Here is a 17,707-nt window from a genome sequence, read left to right as displayed (position 1 = left end):
AAATTTTACACTTAGGACATAGAACTGACATTCATATGTAGAATAGAGATTGAAACAAAAAATGCAGTTGGGAATAGTGAATGTAATAGATAGTTATTATTTTAACAAGTTAAAGAATGATAGTTTACTTTTAATGAGTGACAAATAATTTCACTACAATCTGCGAAAGGAAGAAAATAAGATGATACTAACATTGATTATTTTACTTGTTTTAGTTAGTGGCTTTTTTACTGGTTTAAGGAGAGGCTTAGTTTTTCAAATTGTTGATTTAACAGGATTTATTGTTGCACTAGCTGCTGCTTATTTATATTTTGATAATTTTGCTCCATATTTAAGATGGATTCCTTATCTTGGTTCAAGTGGCGGTAATGTGGAAAACTTTTATTATCAAGCCATTGCTTTTTTAATTTTGTTTATCGGCATAAGATTCTTATGGAATATTGTAGGCTCAGCTTTTGACTTTTTAGCAAATTTACCTTTGTTAGGTATGGTGAATCGTTGGTTGGGTGGCGCATTTGGTGCTGTAAAGGGATATTTAGTTATTTTTATATTACTAAATCTTGTCGCGTTTATTCCGATTTTTCCGGTACAACAAGCAGTTTCAGATTCGACATTGGCACAAACGATTGTTCAGGATACACCGCTGCTTTCTGAAAAAGTAGAAGAACTATGAGGACGCTTGTGCTATTAGTTATAAAAAAATAACAAGCGACAATGTAACTAAAATTTTTTCATCGCGGACTTGACAGTTTCATCTAATTCCGGTAACATTCAGAAAAATACAAAAATTCTGCGAAGAGAAAAGTAGACTTGGAAAATATTTAGAGAGATCTTGGTTGGTGAAAAAGATCTGTTGGAAGAGTTGAAAATGGTCTCTGAGAAAAACTGTTGATAAGTAAACAGTTTCGGATTAAGTCTATTCGTTAAAAAAGGGCACCGATAGTACAATTTGTCGGAATAAGAGAAGGAAACTTCTAAACAAAGGTGGTACCACGATAACTCGTCCTTTTATCAACATTAAATTGTTGGTAAAAGGGCTTTTTTTGTTTATATAAAGAAAAAAATTAGGAGGAGATGGATATGAATAAAGGGTGGAAAAAAGTAGTAGCAAGTTTTTTAACTATTGGGACGGTGGCTCTATTAAGTGCTTGTGGATCTGGAAGCGACGCAGCAAGTGGTAATTCTGAAGAACCAGAAACAGTCAGGTTAGGCGTCGTAGGTGAAAATAATGAAGCTTGGGAATACGTCCAAGAAGAATTGGAGGAGAAGGAAAATATTGATCTAGAAATTGTCACATTTACCGATTACCGTGGACCAATCACGGCTTTGGAAGATGGCTCGATTGATCTGCATTCTTCTTTGACGGAAATTTTTATGGATGAAGTTAACGAAGAAGGCGGGTTTAACAATACAACGATTGCTTATACAACGTTAAATCCATTAGGTATTTTTTCGGACAAAATTGAAGATGTAGAAGATCTGGAAGATGGCGCAAAAGTGGCGATTCCTAATGATGTCTCGAATGAAAGCCGAGCTTTACTGTTGTTGCAGCAAGCAGATTTAATTGAATTGGATGAAGACAAAGGGAATATGCCTACTACAAATGATATTACTGATAACCCAAAAAATCTGCAATTTGAAGAGTTGGATGCGAATCAGACAATTCGCGCGCTGGGGGACGTGGACATTGCTTGCGTCAATAATAACGTAGCAGTCGACGCCGACTTTATACCAACAGAAGATGCAATTTTCTTGGAACCAGTAGCGGAGTCTTCCCAACCATATTACAACGTGATCGCGGCTCGTGAAGATGAAACAGATAACGAATTATATCAAACGGTCGTGGATTACTATCAGACAGATGAAGTCAAAGAAGTTATTGCAGACACAACAAAAAAATCAAGTATACCAGTATGGTAAAGATGGATTAAAAAAATTCAACCATTCCTATCTTGTTTGACATATTGAAACCTCCCGCGGTTTTAATCACGAGAGGTTTCATAAAACAAGTTCTTGTTTTACCTTTGCTTAAATCTATTAAGCGTAATAACGATTAACCCGGCAACTAGCCCCCATACTACATTTGTCATTAATATACTAATAATAGCAAATGGATTTGCTAGTGGGCCTTGCAAATGTCCAGTTAAAATAGGTGATAGGATGCCGCTAATAAGTATAGCTAGTATAGCGTAACCAATTCCAACAAAAACCAATGTGAGTATAGGTTGTGAAACCTGTTTGAAATATACAGTGGCAACCCAAACGATAGTAATGAGTATTGTTGCGGTTATACTTGCTGCAGGTTTGCCTAGCGCGTCTGATATCCCCAAGATACTCATTAAAGGTCGTGCTAGTGCGACGATAGAAAGTGTTGCGATGAGCCTCCAATTCAATGTTTGGTAGGTAGTATTGTTTGCCATAATTATTGCCCTCTTTCTCATTAAACGACTATTTTCCTAATCGATACAACAGTTTTAGCTAGAAAAATTTTCCGTGGTAAAGTACTTTCGGCCTGTTTCATTTATTGATTTCAATTATATCGCAACTGAATTTCATTTGGATCAGTCTCTAGTATCAAATAAAGAATTTAAAGCGGTTGTTAGTTACCATTGTTTTTAGTGAACATACGCTCAAGTAAGCTGAGGTATTCTTTTTTTAATCTATTCGGCTCTAAAATTTGTATTTGCTCGCCGAAACCAAGTAGATAGTTTGCCAGAAAATTTATTTCACTTTTGTTTATTTTTCCCACGATATAAATAGCAGAAGCTGTTTCTATTAATTGCATATTCGAAAATTGATGTTTTAAAAAATACTCTTTGCCTAGTAAAGTGGTTTTTACTTTAAAATCGATGTCCCTATAGCTTTCTTGCTGGGCTAAAAGCGAGGTTTGTATTTCTTCATTAGTTAATTTAATAGTGTTATTTTTTGCTATCTCTAGTATTTCAATAAATTCACAGCGATAGGTACGCCATGCATTTTTGTCCAAGTCTAACCCGCTGCAATACCAAAAGCCATCGATGATAACTAAGCGAATTGGTAAAAATTTTTTTTTGACATTTTCATAGCGGGTATAATTAAATGTAACAATTTGTTTTTTTAGAATACTGCTAAATAGTGTTTCTAAATTATCTGCTGCAACGATTTGTGTAATGCCTTCGTAGCGGACGCTTTCCATTGCCTGAGTGATTTGTTGCTGTTTTTTGTCATCAAATGTTTGCAAAAGTTTTTCTCTAATTTGTTCGTAAGAATGCTCAAAGGGGGAATCAATAATTGATTTAAGCAATTGTAAAGAAAAAAAGATGGCAAAAATTTCTTTTTCATTAAAATAGATTGGCGGTAAAAGTGAATTATTTAGTATTTTATATCCACCATAACGACCGCTATCTACATAAAGAGGGACTCCTAAGCGTTCGAGCTCTTCAATATCACGAAGCGCTGTGCTTTTAGAAATATTAAAAGTATTCATTAAATCCGCTAGATTAAATTCTTTATATTCGTTAAAAAAGAAAAGTTCTTGATTGATTCGTTCAGATTTTTTCATCCTATCCTCCAATGGTTTCAGGTATTGACACCTTTAATGCTACAATCATTGTAACAAAAAGGGAGGTCGAATATCATGAAAGAATTAGAATTTGCGGTATTTTTATCGTTGAATGGGCAAGCAGAAGAGGCAATTTCATTTTATCAAAGAGTTTTTGACGGAGAATTGTTATTTAAAATCAATAATAAGGAATTTAAAGAACAATTGAATCCAGCGATGTCTTTGCCAAAAGGCCGGGAGAATTTTATTTCTCATTCTATTGTGCAAATTGGCGGGATACAGTTACAAATTGCGGATAACCCGATTTATGAGAAAATGAAATTTACACAAGGCAATCAGGTCTCCTTTAGTTTTCTGTCACAAGATTTAATGATGGTTAGAAAAATCTATAAAAAAGCTTCCTAAGAAGCAGATGTAAAAATCATCCAAGAACCTTTAGAAAACGAATTTGCCGATTTTTATGCGATTTTGCAAGATCCATTTGGCACTGTTATCCAACTTACCAAAGAAAAAGAAACTGATCCGAATAAGAAAGGGAGTCTAGATGAAACAGTATAAAGATAAACAAGAACTGTTAGATACGATTCATGATAAGTATCAAAAATATATTGCTGAATTCGAAGAGATACCAGAAGAGTTGCGAGGTAAACGAATTGAAGAGGTTGATAGGACACCATCGGAAAATTTGTCTTATCAATTAGGTTGGATCAATTTGTTATTAAATTGGGATCAAAAAGAACAACAAGGAATAGATGTACAGACACCTGCAGAAGGTTACAAGTGGAATAATCTAGGAGGACTATATCAATCTTTTTATGCTACTTATGGGAAGTATACTTTAGCAGAACAGCTAGAACAGCTAAGCACGGCTATTGATGAACTAGATGCATGGCTGGAAACACTAACAGATCAAGAACTTTTTGAGCCTAAACAAAGAAAATGGGCTACCACGAAAGCTGAGTGGCCCGTCTGGAAATGGGTGCACATTAATACAGTAGCTCCTTTTACAAATTTTCGTCCGAAAATTCGGAAGTGGAAAAAATTAACATTGTAAAGAAAAACGTCACTATCGACCTTTACTTAATAAGGAGGTTAGTGACGTTTTATTATTATTACTTAGCATACTTAATAACTGCATCACGTAATAATGAAGCAACTTCTTTTCCTGCGCGATCGTTGTAATAATTGGCAAAGCGAACGTCAGCAACATACATTTGGACTAAGCCTTTGTGTGTTTCGGCTGAATAGTTCGGCCAAGAATATAGAAGCCATTGCTTATGAAGTTCGTATACTTCTTTTGCTACTGACGTTTCTAAATCTCTTGTTTCTGCTAGTTTGTCCAAGCGGATAAATAACTTATCTTCTAGTTCTTGCATTTTTTGATAATCTTCTTTACTAAGATTCATAAATTTTTCATTCGACTTTTCAATCGATTCCTCACCATATTTTTTTCTAATCTCTTCTCCGTACAGTTTTTCATTTTCGTCTAAACGCTCTTTTTTAAATCCTTCAAATTTTTCTTCGGCTGTCATGGTAATCTCCCCTTTCGTATATTGAATGGTTTTTTTCACAGTAGCTAACAATTGGTTAATTTTGTCTTTTTCTGTTTCTAGATTCTGCTGGTGCTCTTCTAATGCAGCCAGCGTATGAAACTCAGGATCATCTAGTATGGATTGAATCTGGGTTAGTTTGATTCCTAAAGACCGATAAAGAAGAATTTGTTGCAATCGATCGATTTCTTCTTCGCTATAAAGACGATACCCTGCATCTGAAATATTCGCCGGCGTTAATAAAGCAATCTGATCATAATAACGCAGTGTCCGTGTGCTGATGTTAGCCATATCAGCGACTTGTTTGATGGTATATTCCATCGTTTTCCCTCCTTTCAATCCTCACTATAGAGGTTTACGTAGCGTAAAGGTCAAGTGGTTTTTTAATGACAACAGTTGGTCTTATTAGTCGAGTATTTTACTAAGTGTAAAATTTATTGAGGTTTATAGTGATAGTGGTGAAGGAAAAAAGTTGCTATTTATGATTAGACCGTGACAGCTACTAATGGCAACGACCCTATTTTCCAAAAGGTAGAGAACATTTCTCGAAAGTAGCTCTAGAAAGCAGGAAAACTAGAGTAGGGTTCGAAAAGGGACTCTAGAAATTAGAAAAACTAGAGTAGGATTTGAAAAGGGGCTCTAGAAATTAGGGAAACTAGAGTAGGATTCAAAAAGGGACTCTAGAAATTAGGGAAACTAGAGTAAGTTCAGATGTTACCCTCCTATCTTTTCAAGCCGGGGAAGTCAATTCGTGTTCTACCTCCCCTTCGTGTTTCTGGTGCATGGTGTTGTATGCTTGTAAGATTATGTAAAACATACCTTTATAACCGAACCGCTAACGGACTAAATATAAAACTCCTTTTCAATTATATTAAAAATAGTATATCATAGTAGAAAATTAATATTATAAAAAAGTAAAAAGCAGGTGTTCATTTGGATATTCGTGAGTATCAAACATTTATTAGTGAATTTTACAAAAAGAGAAACTGGTATCAATATGATTCTTTTATACGTGCTAACTTTCTTTCTGAGGAAGTCGGCGAAGTAAGCCGTGCGATTCGGACCTTAGAAATTGGGCGGGACAGACCTGATGAAGTGACTTCTGAACACAACGAACAATTAGAAAATTTGATAGAAGAACTAGGGGATGTATTAGACAATATTTTCGTTATAGCTGATAAATATGATATATCGTTAGAAACGATTATGCTATCTCATAAGGAAAAGCTTCTTTCTAGGTATGAGAAGTAGAATGTTAACACTATAGTAAGAGTTAACTATATGAAGAGATAGAAAAAGAGTATCGTTAATTGAGGGAGATTTATATGACAGCAAAATTAATCATTATACGAGGAAACTCTTGCAGTGGAAAAACAACCACCGCACGTTGCTTACAAAAACGCTTTGGGCCAGGTAAAGCACTACTCGTTTCACAAGACGTTGTTCGAATAGAAATGCTGCAAGTAAAGGATAGGCCTAGCAATCTGGCAATCCAATTAATTGAAGACATCGTCCGATTTGGCAAAAATCATAGTGATATTGTCATTCTTGAAGGGATACTTCCGTCTAAAATTTATAACGAAATGGTCGTTAGACTTATAGATCTCTTTGAAAATCAAACGTATAGCTACTATTTCGACCTCCCCTTTGAAGTAACACAAAAAAGATTTCAACAATCCAACAAAATAGAAAAATTTGAAGAAGAAAAACTTTCTCAATGGTGGTTAGAAAAAGATTACTTAAACCTTTCAGCAGAGCACTGTTTTGATGAATTGGATACAGAGGAATTTTGTGTTGAAAAGATACTGAGTGATGTTGGTTATGAGGAATAATTAGATATTCCGTATTTATAAATACCTTCTATAGGTGAAGACGTTATTACTGGAATCTGATTTGGATGGAGTACTAGAATTGCAAATAAAAACTGTAAAAAAGTTTCCGTTATTTAAATAACGGAAACCGTAATATTATAGGTTTTTTTGTTCACGGAGCTAACTTTCGAGCGTTATTTCATCAATAGGTTTCAACTTTCTATAGTAATCGAGTTCAATTAAGTCTGTCGGACTGAAATAGTCTTTTGGTTCAGGAAGATAGTCCAGTTTGATGTCTTTGAGCATCCGGACCACAAACTGCGAACAGAACATAATGTTGGGACTGAAGGAGTGCCTGGTAAGTAAACCAATAAGTTTGTAGGAACTGCCTTTTTCATTAATATTCTTGATATTCTTTTTAAGATCACGTTTTTGTTCACTTGTACATTCTATACTGTAAATTAAGATTTTGGCATTTTCTGAACGTTGGAGAAACTCAATGGTTTCCTGTTTTAATCCAGGTTTATGCAGACCATCCCCGCTGTTAAAGAAGAATAAATTTATTGCCAGTTAAATAAAAACTTGCTATAATTGAAATGCAGGTGAGATGTGCTGGTGGCACTCTCACACATTGTTAAAGCAATGGCAAGGGTGAGCTATAGGGAGGACTTAATCTCTATAGCTTTTTATTTTATCTACAATCTCTAGCAGCAAATTAACCTTCCCCGTTACCATTGCTATTCATTGGCAATACTCCTCTCTCACCAATGATTTTGAGTTATTGGTGGTTAATGGTAGGTTTGCTGCCAAGGCTTTAACAAACTGCACTTCAGTTACAGCAAATGAATAATTATTTTAATTTAGGTGATCAAATCACTTTAATATTTAAACGGAAACTTTGAGAAACGTTTTTCGATGAAAAAGATAAAAATATTGTATTCACACAGTAAACTTGCTATAATAGAAGCACAGGTGAAGGTACGGTCAATACCTTCACATATCATTATAGTAATGGTAGGGGTTAAACTCTAAGATTTAATTCTTAGAGTTTTTTCGTATATCTGTCCACAGCTCGATTATCTCTAATGAGTATCTCACTATGAATAGAACGCTAACGATATCTTCCAAAGAAGGACAATTCATTAGGAACTTAGACCTTTCCCTTTACCATCATAATTCATTGGCAACACTCCTTCCTGCCAACGTGAAAATGATTTGGTGATTTGTAGAAGGTGCTACCAAGACTATAATGAAACTGCACTTCAATTACAGCAAGTCAGTAATTATTTTATTTAATTATACTGTATTATTTGGTTTATTTAAACGAAAATATAATAGCGCTTTCTTGTTTTGCTATTATTGTGAGAACTGAAAATAAATGATTCATTTAAATCAATGTTTAGTAAAAAACCCTTTATGAAGCATGGAGTACCACGCTTCATAAAGGGTTTTTATTCATATATTACTTAATATCTAAAACTTGAAAGGTCTAAAATAGCGTTGAACTATTGATACACCAGTCAAATGAAATAAAAAAATAGCATGAACGATCTCAAACTTGGTATAATAGAGTTAACCAAAAACCACTAACCAAGGAGTGTTCATGCTATGTCAATTATAACACAAACAAACTCAACTTCGGGAGAAATTTCGCATTCCATATCGAACTTTTTTCATCGTTTCCGCCTTTCTGATGCGCTGAAAAAATCCAACGCCAAGCACAAGAAAGGGCATCCAGTTTCTGTTATTTTTTCTTTTCTACTGGCTTCGATTTTTACCAATGGATCGGCCTATCGCTCTTATCGAAAACAAAAAGAGGAACTTCCTTTTTCCGATAAAACGTTTCGAAATTTGTTAAACGATCCGCGGGTTCACTGGCAAAAACTTCAGATTTTGATTGCGAAAGCGGTCTTGGCTTTTTTGCGTCCGCTAACAAGTCAGGGTCGGAAAACGGCCTTTATTATTGATGATTCCATGTACACACGCTTAAACGCTCAAAAAGTCGAATGTGCAGCGCTCCAATATGATCACGCCCAAAAGAAATATTTGAAAGGCTTTCGCTATTTACAGTTAGGCTGGAGTGACGGCAATAGCTTTATCCCTGTCGCTTTTTCGCTGCTTTCAGGAAAGCGAAAAATCCAATCAAATAACCCCTTGGGGGACCAACGGACAAACGCGGGAAAACGCCGCGCACAGGCTTTCCGCAAAGGAACAGAAGTAACGGTAGAACTCTTACGTGAGGCGCTGAAACAAGGCGTCCAAGCCGACTATGTCTTATTTGATACCTGGTTTTCGAGCCCTAAAATGTTTCAAGAGATTCGCACCTTGCAATGCCACTGCGTCGCCATGATCAAACGTTCAAAGAAGGTGTATTATCGTTACCAAGGACAAATGATGGATGTCAAACAAATCTTTCAAGCCAATAAAAAACGTCGCGGCCGCTCACGTTATCTCCTAAGCGTCCAAGTGGAAGCCCTGGTTGACAACGAGGGATTGCCGATAAAACTAGTCTATATTCGAAATCGCAATAAACGCAATGAGTACCTCGTTTTGGCTTCCACAGATACAGCCCTGACCGAAGACGAGATCATTCAGCTTTATTCTAGACGCTGGAACATTGAAATTTACTTCAAAATGTGTAAGCAATATTTGAAATTGGCCAAATATCAAGGCCTTTCCTACGATGGCATTTTCGCTCATACGACGCTCGTTGCGGTTGCTTATATGATTTTAGCCGTTCAAGAACGGGAAAGTAAAGATGACCGCACGATAGGCGAGTTATTTTATTTACTACTCGATGAGCTTTCCGAGCTCTCTGTGGCCGAAGCGATTATGCAGTTATTGGATTTATTTCAAGAAGCTTTCGCCAACGAATATATCTTAGATGAGACGGTTTTAAATAACATTATCGAGCAATTCCTTGCCAAGCTCCCTTTTTCGGTCCAAAATCAACTTAAAGGGACGGGGACAAGTTAATTTTCCTTTAGAAAATGCCTGCACAGCAAGGGATAAGACTGTAAGAAGAGGTTTCAAGTTTTAGTTAATATCTTTATATTCTGCTTCTTTTGCACGTTTGACAGCAGGCCTTTTGGCAATTCGGTCAGCCCAGGCGATGACGTTTTTATACTCTTTAGCATTTAAAAATTCAGCAGCGTCACCATATAACTCGCCTTGAACAAGTTGTCCGTACCAAGGCCAGATCGCCATATCGGCAATTGTGTATTCATCACCGTTGATGAAGTTTTTGTTTGCTAAATGTTTATCAAGTAAATCAAGCTGACGTTTTGTTTCCATTGTATAACGATCGATCGGATACTCTTGGGCAAATGGGGCATAATGGTAAAAGTGTCCAAAACCGCCACCTACAAAAGGCGCAGCGCCTGTTTGCCAGAACAACCAATTCATAAGTTCTGTTCGTTCAGCAAGTGAAGTGGGCATGAATTTTTCAAACTTTTCAGCTAAATATAATAAGATAGATACTGATTCAAATACCCGAATGGGTTCATCGTGGGAGTAGTCTACCATAGCTGGTATTTTAGAGTTCGGATTGATTTTAACAAAGTCACTACCGAATTGGTCGCCTTCTCCAATAGCGATTTTAAATAAATCATATTTAGCGTCAACGCCAGCTTCTTTTAATTCTTCTAACATGATGGTTACTTTGATTCCATTGGGAGTACCTAATGAATAGACTTGCAGCGGTTGTCCTCCTGCCGGAAGTTTTTGTTCAAAACGGCTTCCGGCTACCGGTTGATTCCCCAATTTATTCTCTTTATCCTCTTGCTTTTCTTCCCATACTTTAGGGATTGTATAGTCTGACATATTCTTCACTCCTTTAGTAATTTTAATCACCAAATAAACGAAAGAAACAAATGAGGCATCAGTTCTTTCGTTTATTCGACTACTTATTAGGTTCTTTTCTTTTACTAACCAATATCATAACATTCTTATCGATGATATTTTTCCATTACTGTAATGAGCTCAGGCAAGTAATCTGGTAAATCAGGTGGTCTTCTGCTTGAAACAAGCTGACCATCGGTAACAACGGGTTCATTAACCCACGTTGCACCAGCATTTGCCATATCATCTTTAATCCCAGGCGTGCTGGTTACAGTTTTTCCTTCTAAAATACCGGCGGAAATGAGTACCCAACCAGCATGGCAAATTTCACCAATGGCTTTGTTGTTATCTTTCATATGTTTTACGATGTTTTTAACCTCTGGGAAACGGCGAAGTTTATCTGGCGCCCATCCGCCGGGCACTATAACCGCATCGTATTCTTCTGGATTCACATCGGAAAAGGCATAATCAGATTCAGCCGGTACACCATTTTTTCCAATATACGTTTGGTTTGCTTCTTGTCCAACTAAGTCTACTTGAGCTCCTTCTTCGCGTAAACGAAGAACAGGGTACCATAGTTCTAAATCATCAAAATCATGATCGACCAACGAGATAACTTTATGATTTTTTAAACGCAAAATAATCCCTCCATTTTGTTATATGAGTAGTTGCATCCATCAAACTGTCAGTAGCTACTACATAAACTACTATAAAACAAGCTTAACAGACTGAGGATAGAACAACAATTGAGAAGGCTTTTATGGTAATAAAATTTCATTGGTCTTATAAAATTGAGATGAACTCAATTAACAGCTTGCAGCGCGGCGCCTAACGTTATTTTAATAAAAGCATAAATATGCAAATTGGATTTTTGAAATAGACAATTACTGAATATATCCGCTAATAAGTCCCACATGATAGCAGAATACATAAATGGTCTACATAACGATGAAGTTTTTATTTTTTTTCGAAAACGTTAAAAATAACCCGTTGGATCTTTGTGTAAAAAAATAAAGTCGTCTATTTTTGATTGTAATTTAAACGACCAATGATATAATACTTCCTAAACCAAGTGAATAATTATGCACTATATTGTTAATTAGGGGGTAAACCTATACTTAAAAGGTCTCAAGAGTTACTACTATTCTAATAAGAAGTAGCAGTTCTTTTTTGCTATTTTAGAAGGATTGTACCTAACTAATTAATAATTTCCCTTTATTTCCATCATTCAGAAATGAAGAAAAAGTGCGTTTATGTATGGTTTTTTGGACTGTCCAATGTGGCGCTAACTATATTAAATATTTATCTCATAACTCAAGTTTCGCACATGTAAAATGATATTAAACAACGGTCTTATCAACTCTTAGGTCGAAAAAAGTCCTGATATTGACTGCCTACCTTTTTATACAAAAAGAACTCCTTTTGTTTTATAATTGATTTAACCACAAACCAAAAACAAAGGAGTTCTTGCCTTTATGGTACACTTAAAAGCTATTAAAAATCAATTACCGAATGAAATAAAAGCCCTTTTTTCTGAATTAAAAGTCACGCAATTTTTAAAACAAGCCCATATGGAAAAGCAAAAAGGGTATTCGGTGGCTATTCTATTCACTTTTCTCTTTAGCCTCGTCTTTAAAGGAAAATCCTTAAACCAAGTTCTCAGTGGGCGGGAAAGCGACCAATACATGAAAAAAGATACCGTGTATCGATGGATGAACAATCCCCATAACAACTGGCGTCTGTTTTTACTTCGGTTTAGTGCGTCTGTCATCGAAAAGCTCCATTCTTTAACGGATACGAAAACCCATATTCGGACGTTGATCTTGGATGATTCGACGTTTTATCGTAATCGAAGCCAAGAGGTACCAGGCTTAGCTCGTCTTTGGGATCATGCGCTCAAACAAGGATACAAAGGGTATCGTATGCTTACTTTAGGGTTCTCCGATGGCTATTCTTTCATTCCGATTGATTTCGGGTTACTATCCGGTAAGAAAAAAGTGAACCAAACAATAGCAGAAAAAGATCAACGAACCGTAGGAGCCAAACGATTCAACGAATCAAGTCGTAAAATGCCCGAAGTGGCACTTGAGATGGTTCAACGCGCCTTGAACCAAGGGATTTACGCCACCCATGTGTTGATGGATAAATGGTTTACTTCCCCTAAAATGATAGACCAATTACACGATATGGGGATTCACACCATTGGGATGGTGAAAAATGGAAAAACCAAATACCTTTTTCATCAACGTTTATACAAGCTGGAAGAACTTTATGCCAAATCTACGAAAGAATATACACAAGAAGCGATTATTTCCTCGATTGTGGTGAAACCAAGCTCCGGCAAAAATCCCGTGAAAATCGTTTTTGTCAAAAATCACAATAAGAAAAGTGCTTGGTTGGCGATTATGACCGATGATCTGGATTTATCTTCCCAAGAAATGGTCAAAACATACTCGGCGAGATGGGACATCGAGACATTTTTTAAGGCATCGAAATCATTGCTTCATCTGACTAAAGAAACACAAACGCGACATTATCAAGCCTTAATTTGTCACACCACCATTGTGTTCACACGGTATATTTTATTAAGCTGGCAGCAGCGCTGTGCCAATGATGAGCGGACCTTAGGTGGCTTATTTTATGAACTGGGCGATCAAATAAAAGAACTCGATTGGTCCGCTGCTCTTATCGAATTAGTACATATTATTCAAGCGGTAAGCGAAGAATCAGGAAGCCAATTACAAGATTTTATTACAAGTCAACTCCAACACTGGGTGGATACTCTGCCCCGTTATATCAAGGCTTATCTCCCAGATTTGGTGTGCGAAACTTGAGTCATAATATAATAACAGCCATTAAAAAAATTTTTCCAAACTAACCAAATTAATATTTTATTGTTAGAATCCGGTGCAAACAAAAAGGACAATATTAACGACAAAGATTGTCCTTTTCCTGTAAATATAATGACATAATTCTAAACTTAGGCTATTGAAACCAGCTCATTGAAGATAAGGCAGTATCAAGATCCAAATTCGGTCGCTGCAACTCAGTATATAAAGAAAGCCCCTGTTGGGATAGTTTTTTATTAAGAGCTAACTTTCTAAATTGTCCTTTTATATCTTTTAAAACGGCGTACTCGGTCTCTCCGTTATCAAGTTGATTAATTGCAGCATTTAAAATGTTCTGTTCAACAGCCTCTTCCAAATGAATGGTTTCTAATTTTTTACGCAGAGGTTCTCTTTTCTTGTGTAATGGTTTCATAGAAAAATTCCTTTTGAACGACCTAGCTTTGAATTCACTCATAAAAACGATTATTTTCTGTTATTGTATCATGGTAAGAGGAACGGAATAAACCAATCCGATTAATTATCCTTATTTTCGATTTACTCCATAGAATTTACATGAAAAAGTAAAGCTTCAGAACTTTCAAAAACCAAGAGCTCTGAGGTTTTATTTTTTTATATTTACTGAAATGAATTCCTGTTTTGTCAGAAGAATATGTATAATGACATTATTATCTATTGTGCTATCACAATATTTTCCATGATTATTCATAAATAAAATGAAAATAGTGTTCCTTTCATCCAAAAAATAAAAATAAAAGAGCAACGATTGAACAATATATTTCGAATATAAGAGTAGAGAAGTATAAAGGAGTGAAAAAGTGTTAACTGATAAGCGTTTAATTCATGACATCTTAAAAAAGGGCGCGAATCAAGCTGCGGATGAATTAATTCGACGCTATTACGATGACCTATATTTTTACCTTTATCGTCAAGTGGGGAATAAAAATGACGCTCTTGATCTAACACAGGACGCTTTTATTGCTGCTCTTAATGGGTTAAGTTCTTATGATGTCCATAAATCTTCATTTCGAACTTGGTTATTTCGTATTGGCACGTATAAAGTTATTGATGCACGTCGTAAGCAAAAAATAACTTGGCTAGAACTTGAGGATGATGAGTGGGTAGATGAAAAAGATTTAGATGAAAGTTTATATCAAAAAGAGTTGCTGACTGCCGTTAACCATTATGTTGCGAGTTTTCGTCCAGAGATTCAAGAGATTTTCCAATTACGTGTTTACGGGAAGCTATCATTTCCAGAAATTGCTTCATTACTTATACAAAATGAAGAGCGAATTAAAGCACAGTACTATCGTTTAATTAAAAAAATTAGAGAGGAGTTTCGTGAGTATGAATAAAAATATAAACCAGATTCATTTAACGCAAGCTGAAAAAGAAAACAGCATTAATGTTATTTTAAAAGAAATTAAGCTCCAGCCTGTAACATTTAGAGGGTTTCTTTGCTCGTATTTCCAAAAAGTTGGCCTGAGTTATCTTTTTTGGGGGATTGGCGATATTTTATTTCTTGTAGGCCTTCTATTAGTAGGGGGAGGGCTGGTATATTTACCGAACTTAAATCATCTACTAGCAAATAATCTTACCGATGAAATCTATTTTTCTGTTTTTATATTCTCGCCTCTTTGTTATGCTCTTTTATATTTTTTAGGAATTTGGAAAGAAATATTGTTGGGAACGTTTGAACTAAAAATGACGCTGCGAGTATCTCTGAAAGAATTGCTTATTTTACGTATGTTGGCATTCAGTATTATATCTTTAGTTATTTTGACGGGAAGTAACTACCTTATTTGGCAATTTCTTGGACAAGAAATTTCATTGGTTAGGTTATTTAGTCTATCATTTTCTTCATTATTTTTATTTGCGAACCTTCAACTTCTTTTAGAATATAAAATACCGTTGCGACGTAGCTATTGGGTGACGCCGCTTATATGGCTTGTTGTAGGTGCTTTCTTTATTTGGAAACAAGATATAATTGCTCAATTTCTGCTTTATTTACCACTTACGATTGTCACAACTATAGTTTGTGGGTCTTTCATTTTATTTATTTGCTTATTACGCTACAACTACTTTACAGAAAAGGAAGGAACGATTACTTATGCTAGTGCTTAATCATGTCAGTAAGAAATTCCAAAATAAACAGATTTTGGAAGATATCTCCTTAACATTTGAAAATGGCGTTTACGGGCTGCTTTCTCCAAACGGCGCTGGAAAAACCACACTATTAAAAATGATTACCACTCTTTTGTTTCCAACTTCTGGCGAAATATTATGGAACGGCCAAGCTATTAAAGAATTGGGGGCCGATTATCGGGGAATCTTAGGTTATCTACCACAAGATTTTGGTTATTATGGTAATTACTCTCCCAAAAGGTTTTTATTATATATCGCTGCATTACAAAAAATGAACAAGAAAGAGGCTAAGGAAAAAATTGAAAAGCTTTTAGATCTGGTTGCACTTTCTGATGTAAAAAACAAGAAGATGAAACGTTTTTCAGGCGGGATGATCCAACGTGTGGGCATTGCTCAAGCAATGTTAAATGAACCGGAGTTACTCATTTTGGATGAACCCACAGCTGGATTGGATCCCAAAGAACGGGTTCGTTTTCGTAATTTAATTCATCGTCTTGCTCAAGATAGAATTGTTATTTTATCCACCCATATTGTTTCAGATGTTGAGACAATCGCAAAGCAAATCATAATGATTAAAGATCATCAATTGTATTGTTGTGAAGCGCCGGCACAAATTACTCAAGAGGTGCAAGGAAAAATTTTTGAAGTATCTGCGACTCATGAATTAGCTCCGGAACAATTACTTTTAAGTGAAAGAGAAAACGATGAAGGGCATTTGTTAAGAATCGCAAGTCCGTATGTTCCAGAAAATAGCATGGAAGTACGCCCAAGTTTAGAAGATGCATTTTTGTATATTTATCGAGATGAGGTGATTGCAGATGCTTCTGCGGATTATCGCCTTTGAAATACATAAGATGCTCGAACAACCAATGGTCCTCTTGTTTTTTATTGCAAGTTTATTGTTAAATACTATTTACATTACCACTGCGGGGTTAGATCAATCTTATTTAGATTATATCCAAGAGACAGAAGAAAAACCTAGTCATTTAGTTACGCCCGTTTTTCGAGAAAAACTTTCCAAGCTGCCTTCTAGTAGGGAACAACAACGTTTAATGACAGAAACTGCAGGATTGGGAAATATTTTTGAGAATTTCTCAACAGAAAACTTAGGCCAAGAGATGATTGACTTTTTCCAAATTAAAGGGTCAACTACTGGAAAAATAAAGAAAAAATATAAAGAATTGGCGCCAGTTGTACATGAACTCGCGGAAAAAGATACCGCATTAGAATTGGGTTCAGCAGAAGAAACAGCACATTTTTTTACTTTTATAAGGAATAAATTATTCTATGCTATTTTAGGAGAAAGTTTAGTCTTTGCTTTATTGATAGGACTGTATGGGAGTACTTCCGAAAAATTGACAAAAACAGATGTATCAGTGTTGACGACAAAAACAGGTCGTAAAATACAAGGAAGTAAATACGTCGCAAGTTTGCTTATTACATTACTTTTTTATGGTTTGATAACGATTTTGACATTTACTGCCTTTAATTATATGCATCCTTTAGGAACATTGTGGCAAACAAGTGTATCTACACAATTTCACTTAAATGTTTACGTCCCCCAGATATTAGAAATTCCTTTTATAACTTGGCAGCCAATGACACTGATGAGTTATACCATCTTGTCTATTTTATTGGGAGGTCTACTGATCATATTTTGTCATGGTTTTAATTTTCTTGTGGGACTATGGACAGATCATTTATTCAGAGGTTTGGTTGTTTTTGTTATTGTTTACGTTGTTTTGCTAGGGTTAGAACAAATTAGTGATCAATTAGGTTGGTGGAATATGCATTCTCTTTTAATGTGGCATCCTATTTCATTATGGAAACTACAAAGTTTTTGGTTTACAGAAATGGGTCCCTATACGACCATCCCCTGGCAAGAAACAATTGCAGCAGTGGTTAATGTATTATTTTTAAGCCTTGGTGGAGCTTTGACAAGTAAGTTTTATGTAACAAAGGAGGTAAAATAAA

Annotated in this window: 18 protein-coding genes and 1 other annotated feature; of the genes, 12 read left to right on the top strand and 6 right to left on the bottom strand. The window is 35.6% G+C overall.

Annotated features, from left to right (window positions below):
- Positions 1 to 181: 181 nt before the first annotated feature.
- On the top strand, positions 182 to 673 hold the full coding sequence (locus C7K43_RS08245) for a CvpA family protein (RefSeq protein ID WP_124006433.1): 492 nt from the start codon (positions 182 to 184) through the stop codon (positions 671 to 673).
- 110 nt (positions 674 to 783) lie between these two features.
- Positions 784 to 1,011 (top strand) — a binding site (T-box leader).
- Between the two features lie 69 nt (positions 1,012 to 1,080).
- Positions 1,081 to 1,920: a MetQ/NlpA family ABC transporter substrate-binding protein gene (locus tag C7K43_RS08240; protein WP_124006432.1), complete on the top strand. Its 840-nt coding sequence runs from the start codon at positions 1,081 to 1,083 to the stop codon at positions 1,918 to 1,920.
- 98 nt (positions 1,921 to 2,018) lie between these two features.
- Here the strand turns inward: C7K43_RS08240 and C7K43_RS08235 are convergent, their stop codons facing one another.
- Both C7K43_RS08235 and C7K43_RS08230 read right to left on the bottom strand, forming a co-directional pair.
- Positions 2,019 to 2,420, bottom strand: coding sequence for a hypothetical protein (locus tag C7K43_RS08235; protein ID WP_124006431.1), 402 nt, complete (start codon positions 2,418 to 2,420; stop codon positions 2,019 to 2,021).
- Positions 2,421 to 2,599: 179 nt separating this feature from the next.
- The gene (locus C7K43_RS08230) at positions 2,600 to 3,541 is read right to left on the bottom strand and encodes a helix-turn-helix transcriptional regulator (RefSeq protein WP_124006430.1); all 942 of its coding nucleotides are present in this window, start codon (positions 3,539 to 3,541) and stop codon (positions 2,600 to 2,602) included.
- 75 nt (positions 3,542 to 3,616) lie between these two features.
- Between C7K43_RS08230 and C7K43_RS08225 the strand changes: the two genes are divergently transcribed.
- Positions 3,617 to 3,946, top strand: coding sequence for a VOC family protein (locus tag C7K43_RS08225; protein ID WP_226996637.1), 330 nt, complete (start codon positions 3,617 to 3,619; stop codon positions 3,944 to 3,946).
- Positions 3,947 to 4,085: 139 nt separating this feature from the next.
- Positions 4,086 to 4,595, top strand: a complete 510-nt coding sequence (locus C7K43_RS08220) for a ClbS/DfsB family four-helix bundle protein (protein WP_124006429.1) — start codon at positions 4,086 to 4,088, stop codon at positions 4,593 to 4,595.
- Between the two features lie 58 nt (positions 4,596 to 4,653).
- On the opposite strand, the gene C7K43_RS08215 is transcribed toward C7K43_RS08220, so the two are convergent.
- Positions 4,654 to 5,412, bottom strand: coding sequence for a MerR family transcriptional regulator (locus C7K43_RS08215; RefSeq protein WP_124006428.1), 759 nt, complete (start codon positions 5,410 to 5,412; stop codon positions 4,654 to 4,656).
- A 612-nt stretch (positions 5,413 to 6,024) separates the two neighbouring features.
- On the opposite strand from C7K43_RS08215, the gene C7K43_RS08210 reads away from it, so the two are divergent.
- From C7K43_RS08210 to C7K43_RS08200, 3 genes are all read left to right on the top strand, one after another.
- A complete protein-coding gene (locus C7K43_RS08210) occupies positions 6,025 to 6,342 on the top strand; it encodes a MazG nucleotide pyrophosphohydrolase domain-containing protein (RefSeq protein WP_124006427.1) in 318 nt (105 codons plus the stop codon).
- A 74-nt stretch (positions 6,343 to 6,416) separates the two neighbouring features.
- The gene (locus tag C7K43_RS08205; RefSeq protein WP_124006426.1) at positions 6,417 to 6,923 is read left to right on the top strand and encodes a P-loop NTPase family protein; all 507 of its coding nucleotides are present in this window, start codon (positions 6,417 to 6,419) and stop codon (positions 6,921 to 6,923) included.
- A 1,587-nt stretch (positions 6,924 to 8,510) separates the two neighbouring features.
- Complete coding sequence (locus C7K43_RS08200) at positions 8,511 to 9,878, top strand: IS4 family transposase (RefSeq protein WP_124006425.1); 1,368 nt, start codon at positions 8,511 to 8,513, stop codon at positions 9,876 to 9,878.
- A gap of 60 nt (positions 9,879 to 9,938) precedes the next feature.
- On the opposite strand, the gene yghU is transcribed toward C7K43_RS08200, so the two are convergent.
- Together yghU and C7K43_RS08190 are read right to left on the bottom strand one after the other, a co-directional pair.
- Positions 9,939 to 10,724 carry a glutathione-dependent disulfide-bond oxidoreductase gene (yghU, locus tag C7K43_RS08195; protein ID WP_124006424.1) on the bottom strand — a complete coding sequence of 262 codons (786 nt, stop codon included), beginning with the start codon at positions 10,722 to 10,724 and terminating at the stop codon, positions 9,939 to 9,941.
- A 125-nt stretch (positions 10,725 to 10,849) separates the two neighbouring features.
- A complete protein-coding gene (locus tag C7K43_RS08190; RefSeq protein WP_124006423.1) occupies positions 10,850 to 11,380 on the bottom strand; it encodes a type 1 glutamine amidotransferase domain-containing protein in 531 nt (176 codons plus the stop codon).
- A gap of 837 nt (positions 11,381 to 12,217) precedes the next feature.
- On the opposite strand from C7K43_RS08190, the gene C7K43_RS08185 reads away from it, so the two are divergent.
- Complete coding sequence (locus C7K43_RS08185) at positions 12,218 to 13,576, top strand: IS4 family transposase (protein WP_094243264.1); 1,359 nt, start codon at positions 12,218 to 12,220, stop codon at positions 13,574 to 13,576.
- 151 nt (positions 13,577 to 13,727) lie between these two features.
- On the opposite strand, the gene C7K43_RS08180 is transcribed toward C7K43_RS08185, so the two are convergent.
- Positions 13,728 to 14,003 carry a hypothetical protein gene (locus tag C7K43_RS08180; protein ID WP_168711996.1) on the bottom strand — a complete coding sequence of 92 codons (276 nt, stop codon included), beginning with the start codon at positions 14,001 to 14,003 and terminating at the stop codon, positions 13,728 to 13,730.
- A gap of 403 nt (positions 14,004 to 14,406) precedes the next feature.
- Here C7K43_RS08180 and C7K43_RS08175 point away from each other — a divergent pair, with 403 nt between their 5' ends.
- The 4 genes from C7K43_RS08175 to C7K43_RS08160 are packed head-to-tail and all read left to right on the top strand — an operon-like array spanning position 14,407 to position 17,706.
- A complete protein-coding gene (locus C7K43_RS08175) occupies positions 14,407 to 14,943 on the top strand; it encodes an RNA polymerase sigma factor (RefSeq protein ID WP_124006422.1) in 537 nt (178 codons plus the stop codon).
- Positions 14,936 to 15,712, top strand: coding sequence for a hypothetical protein (locus C7K43_RS08170; protein WP_124006421.1), 777 nt, complete (start codon positions 14,936 to 14,938; stop codon positions 15,710 to 15,712). Before C7K43_RS08175 ends, C7K43_RS08170 begins: the two co-directional genes overlap by 8 nt.
- Positions 15,699 to 16,577, top strand: a complete 879-nt coding sequence (locus tag C7K43_RS08165) for an ABC transporter ATP-binding protein (protein WP_124006420.1) — start codon at positions 15,699 to 15,701, stop codon at positions 16,575 to 16,577. Before C7K43_RS08170 ends, C7K43_RS08165 begins: the two co-directional genes overlap by 14 nt.
- Positions 16,552 to 17,706, top strand: coding sequence for a hypothetical protein (locus C7K43_RS08160; RefSeq protein ID WP_124006419.1), 1,155 nt, complete (start codon positions 16,552 to 16,554; stop codon positions 17,704 to 17,706). The genes C7K43_RS08165 and C7K43_RS08160 overlap by 26 nt, the downstream gene beginning before the upstream one ends.
- The last annotated feature ends 1 nt before the right edge of the window (position 17,707 follow it).

The sequence above is a fragment of the Tetragenococcus koreensis genome (genome assembly GCF_003795145.1).
Classification (GTDB): domain Bacteria; phylum Bacillota; class Bacilli; order Lactobacillales; family Enterococcaceae; genus Tetragenococcus; species Tetragenococcus koreensis.
The sequence above is the reverse complement of the archived record's forward strand: the minus strand, read 5'-3'. Positions and strand labels throughout refer to the sequence as shown.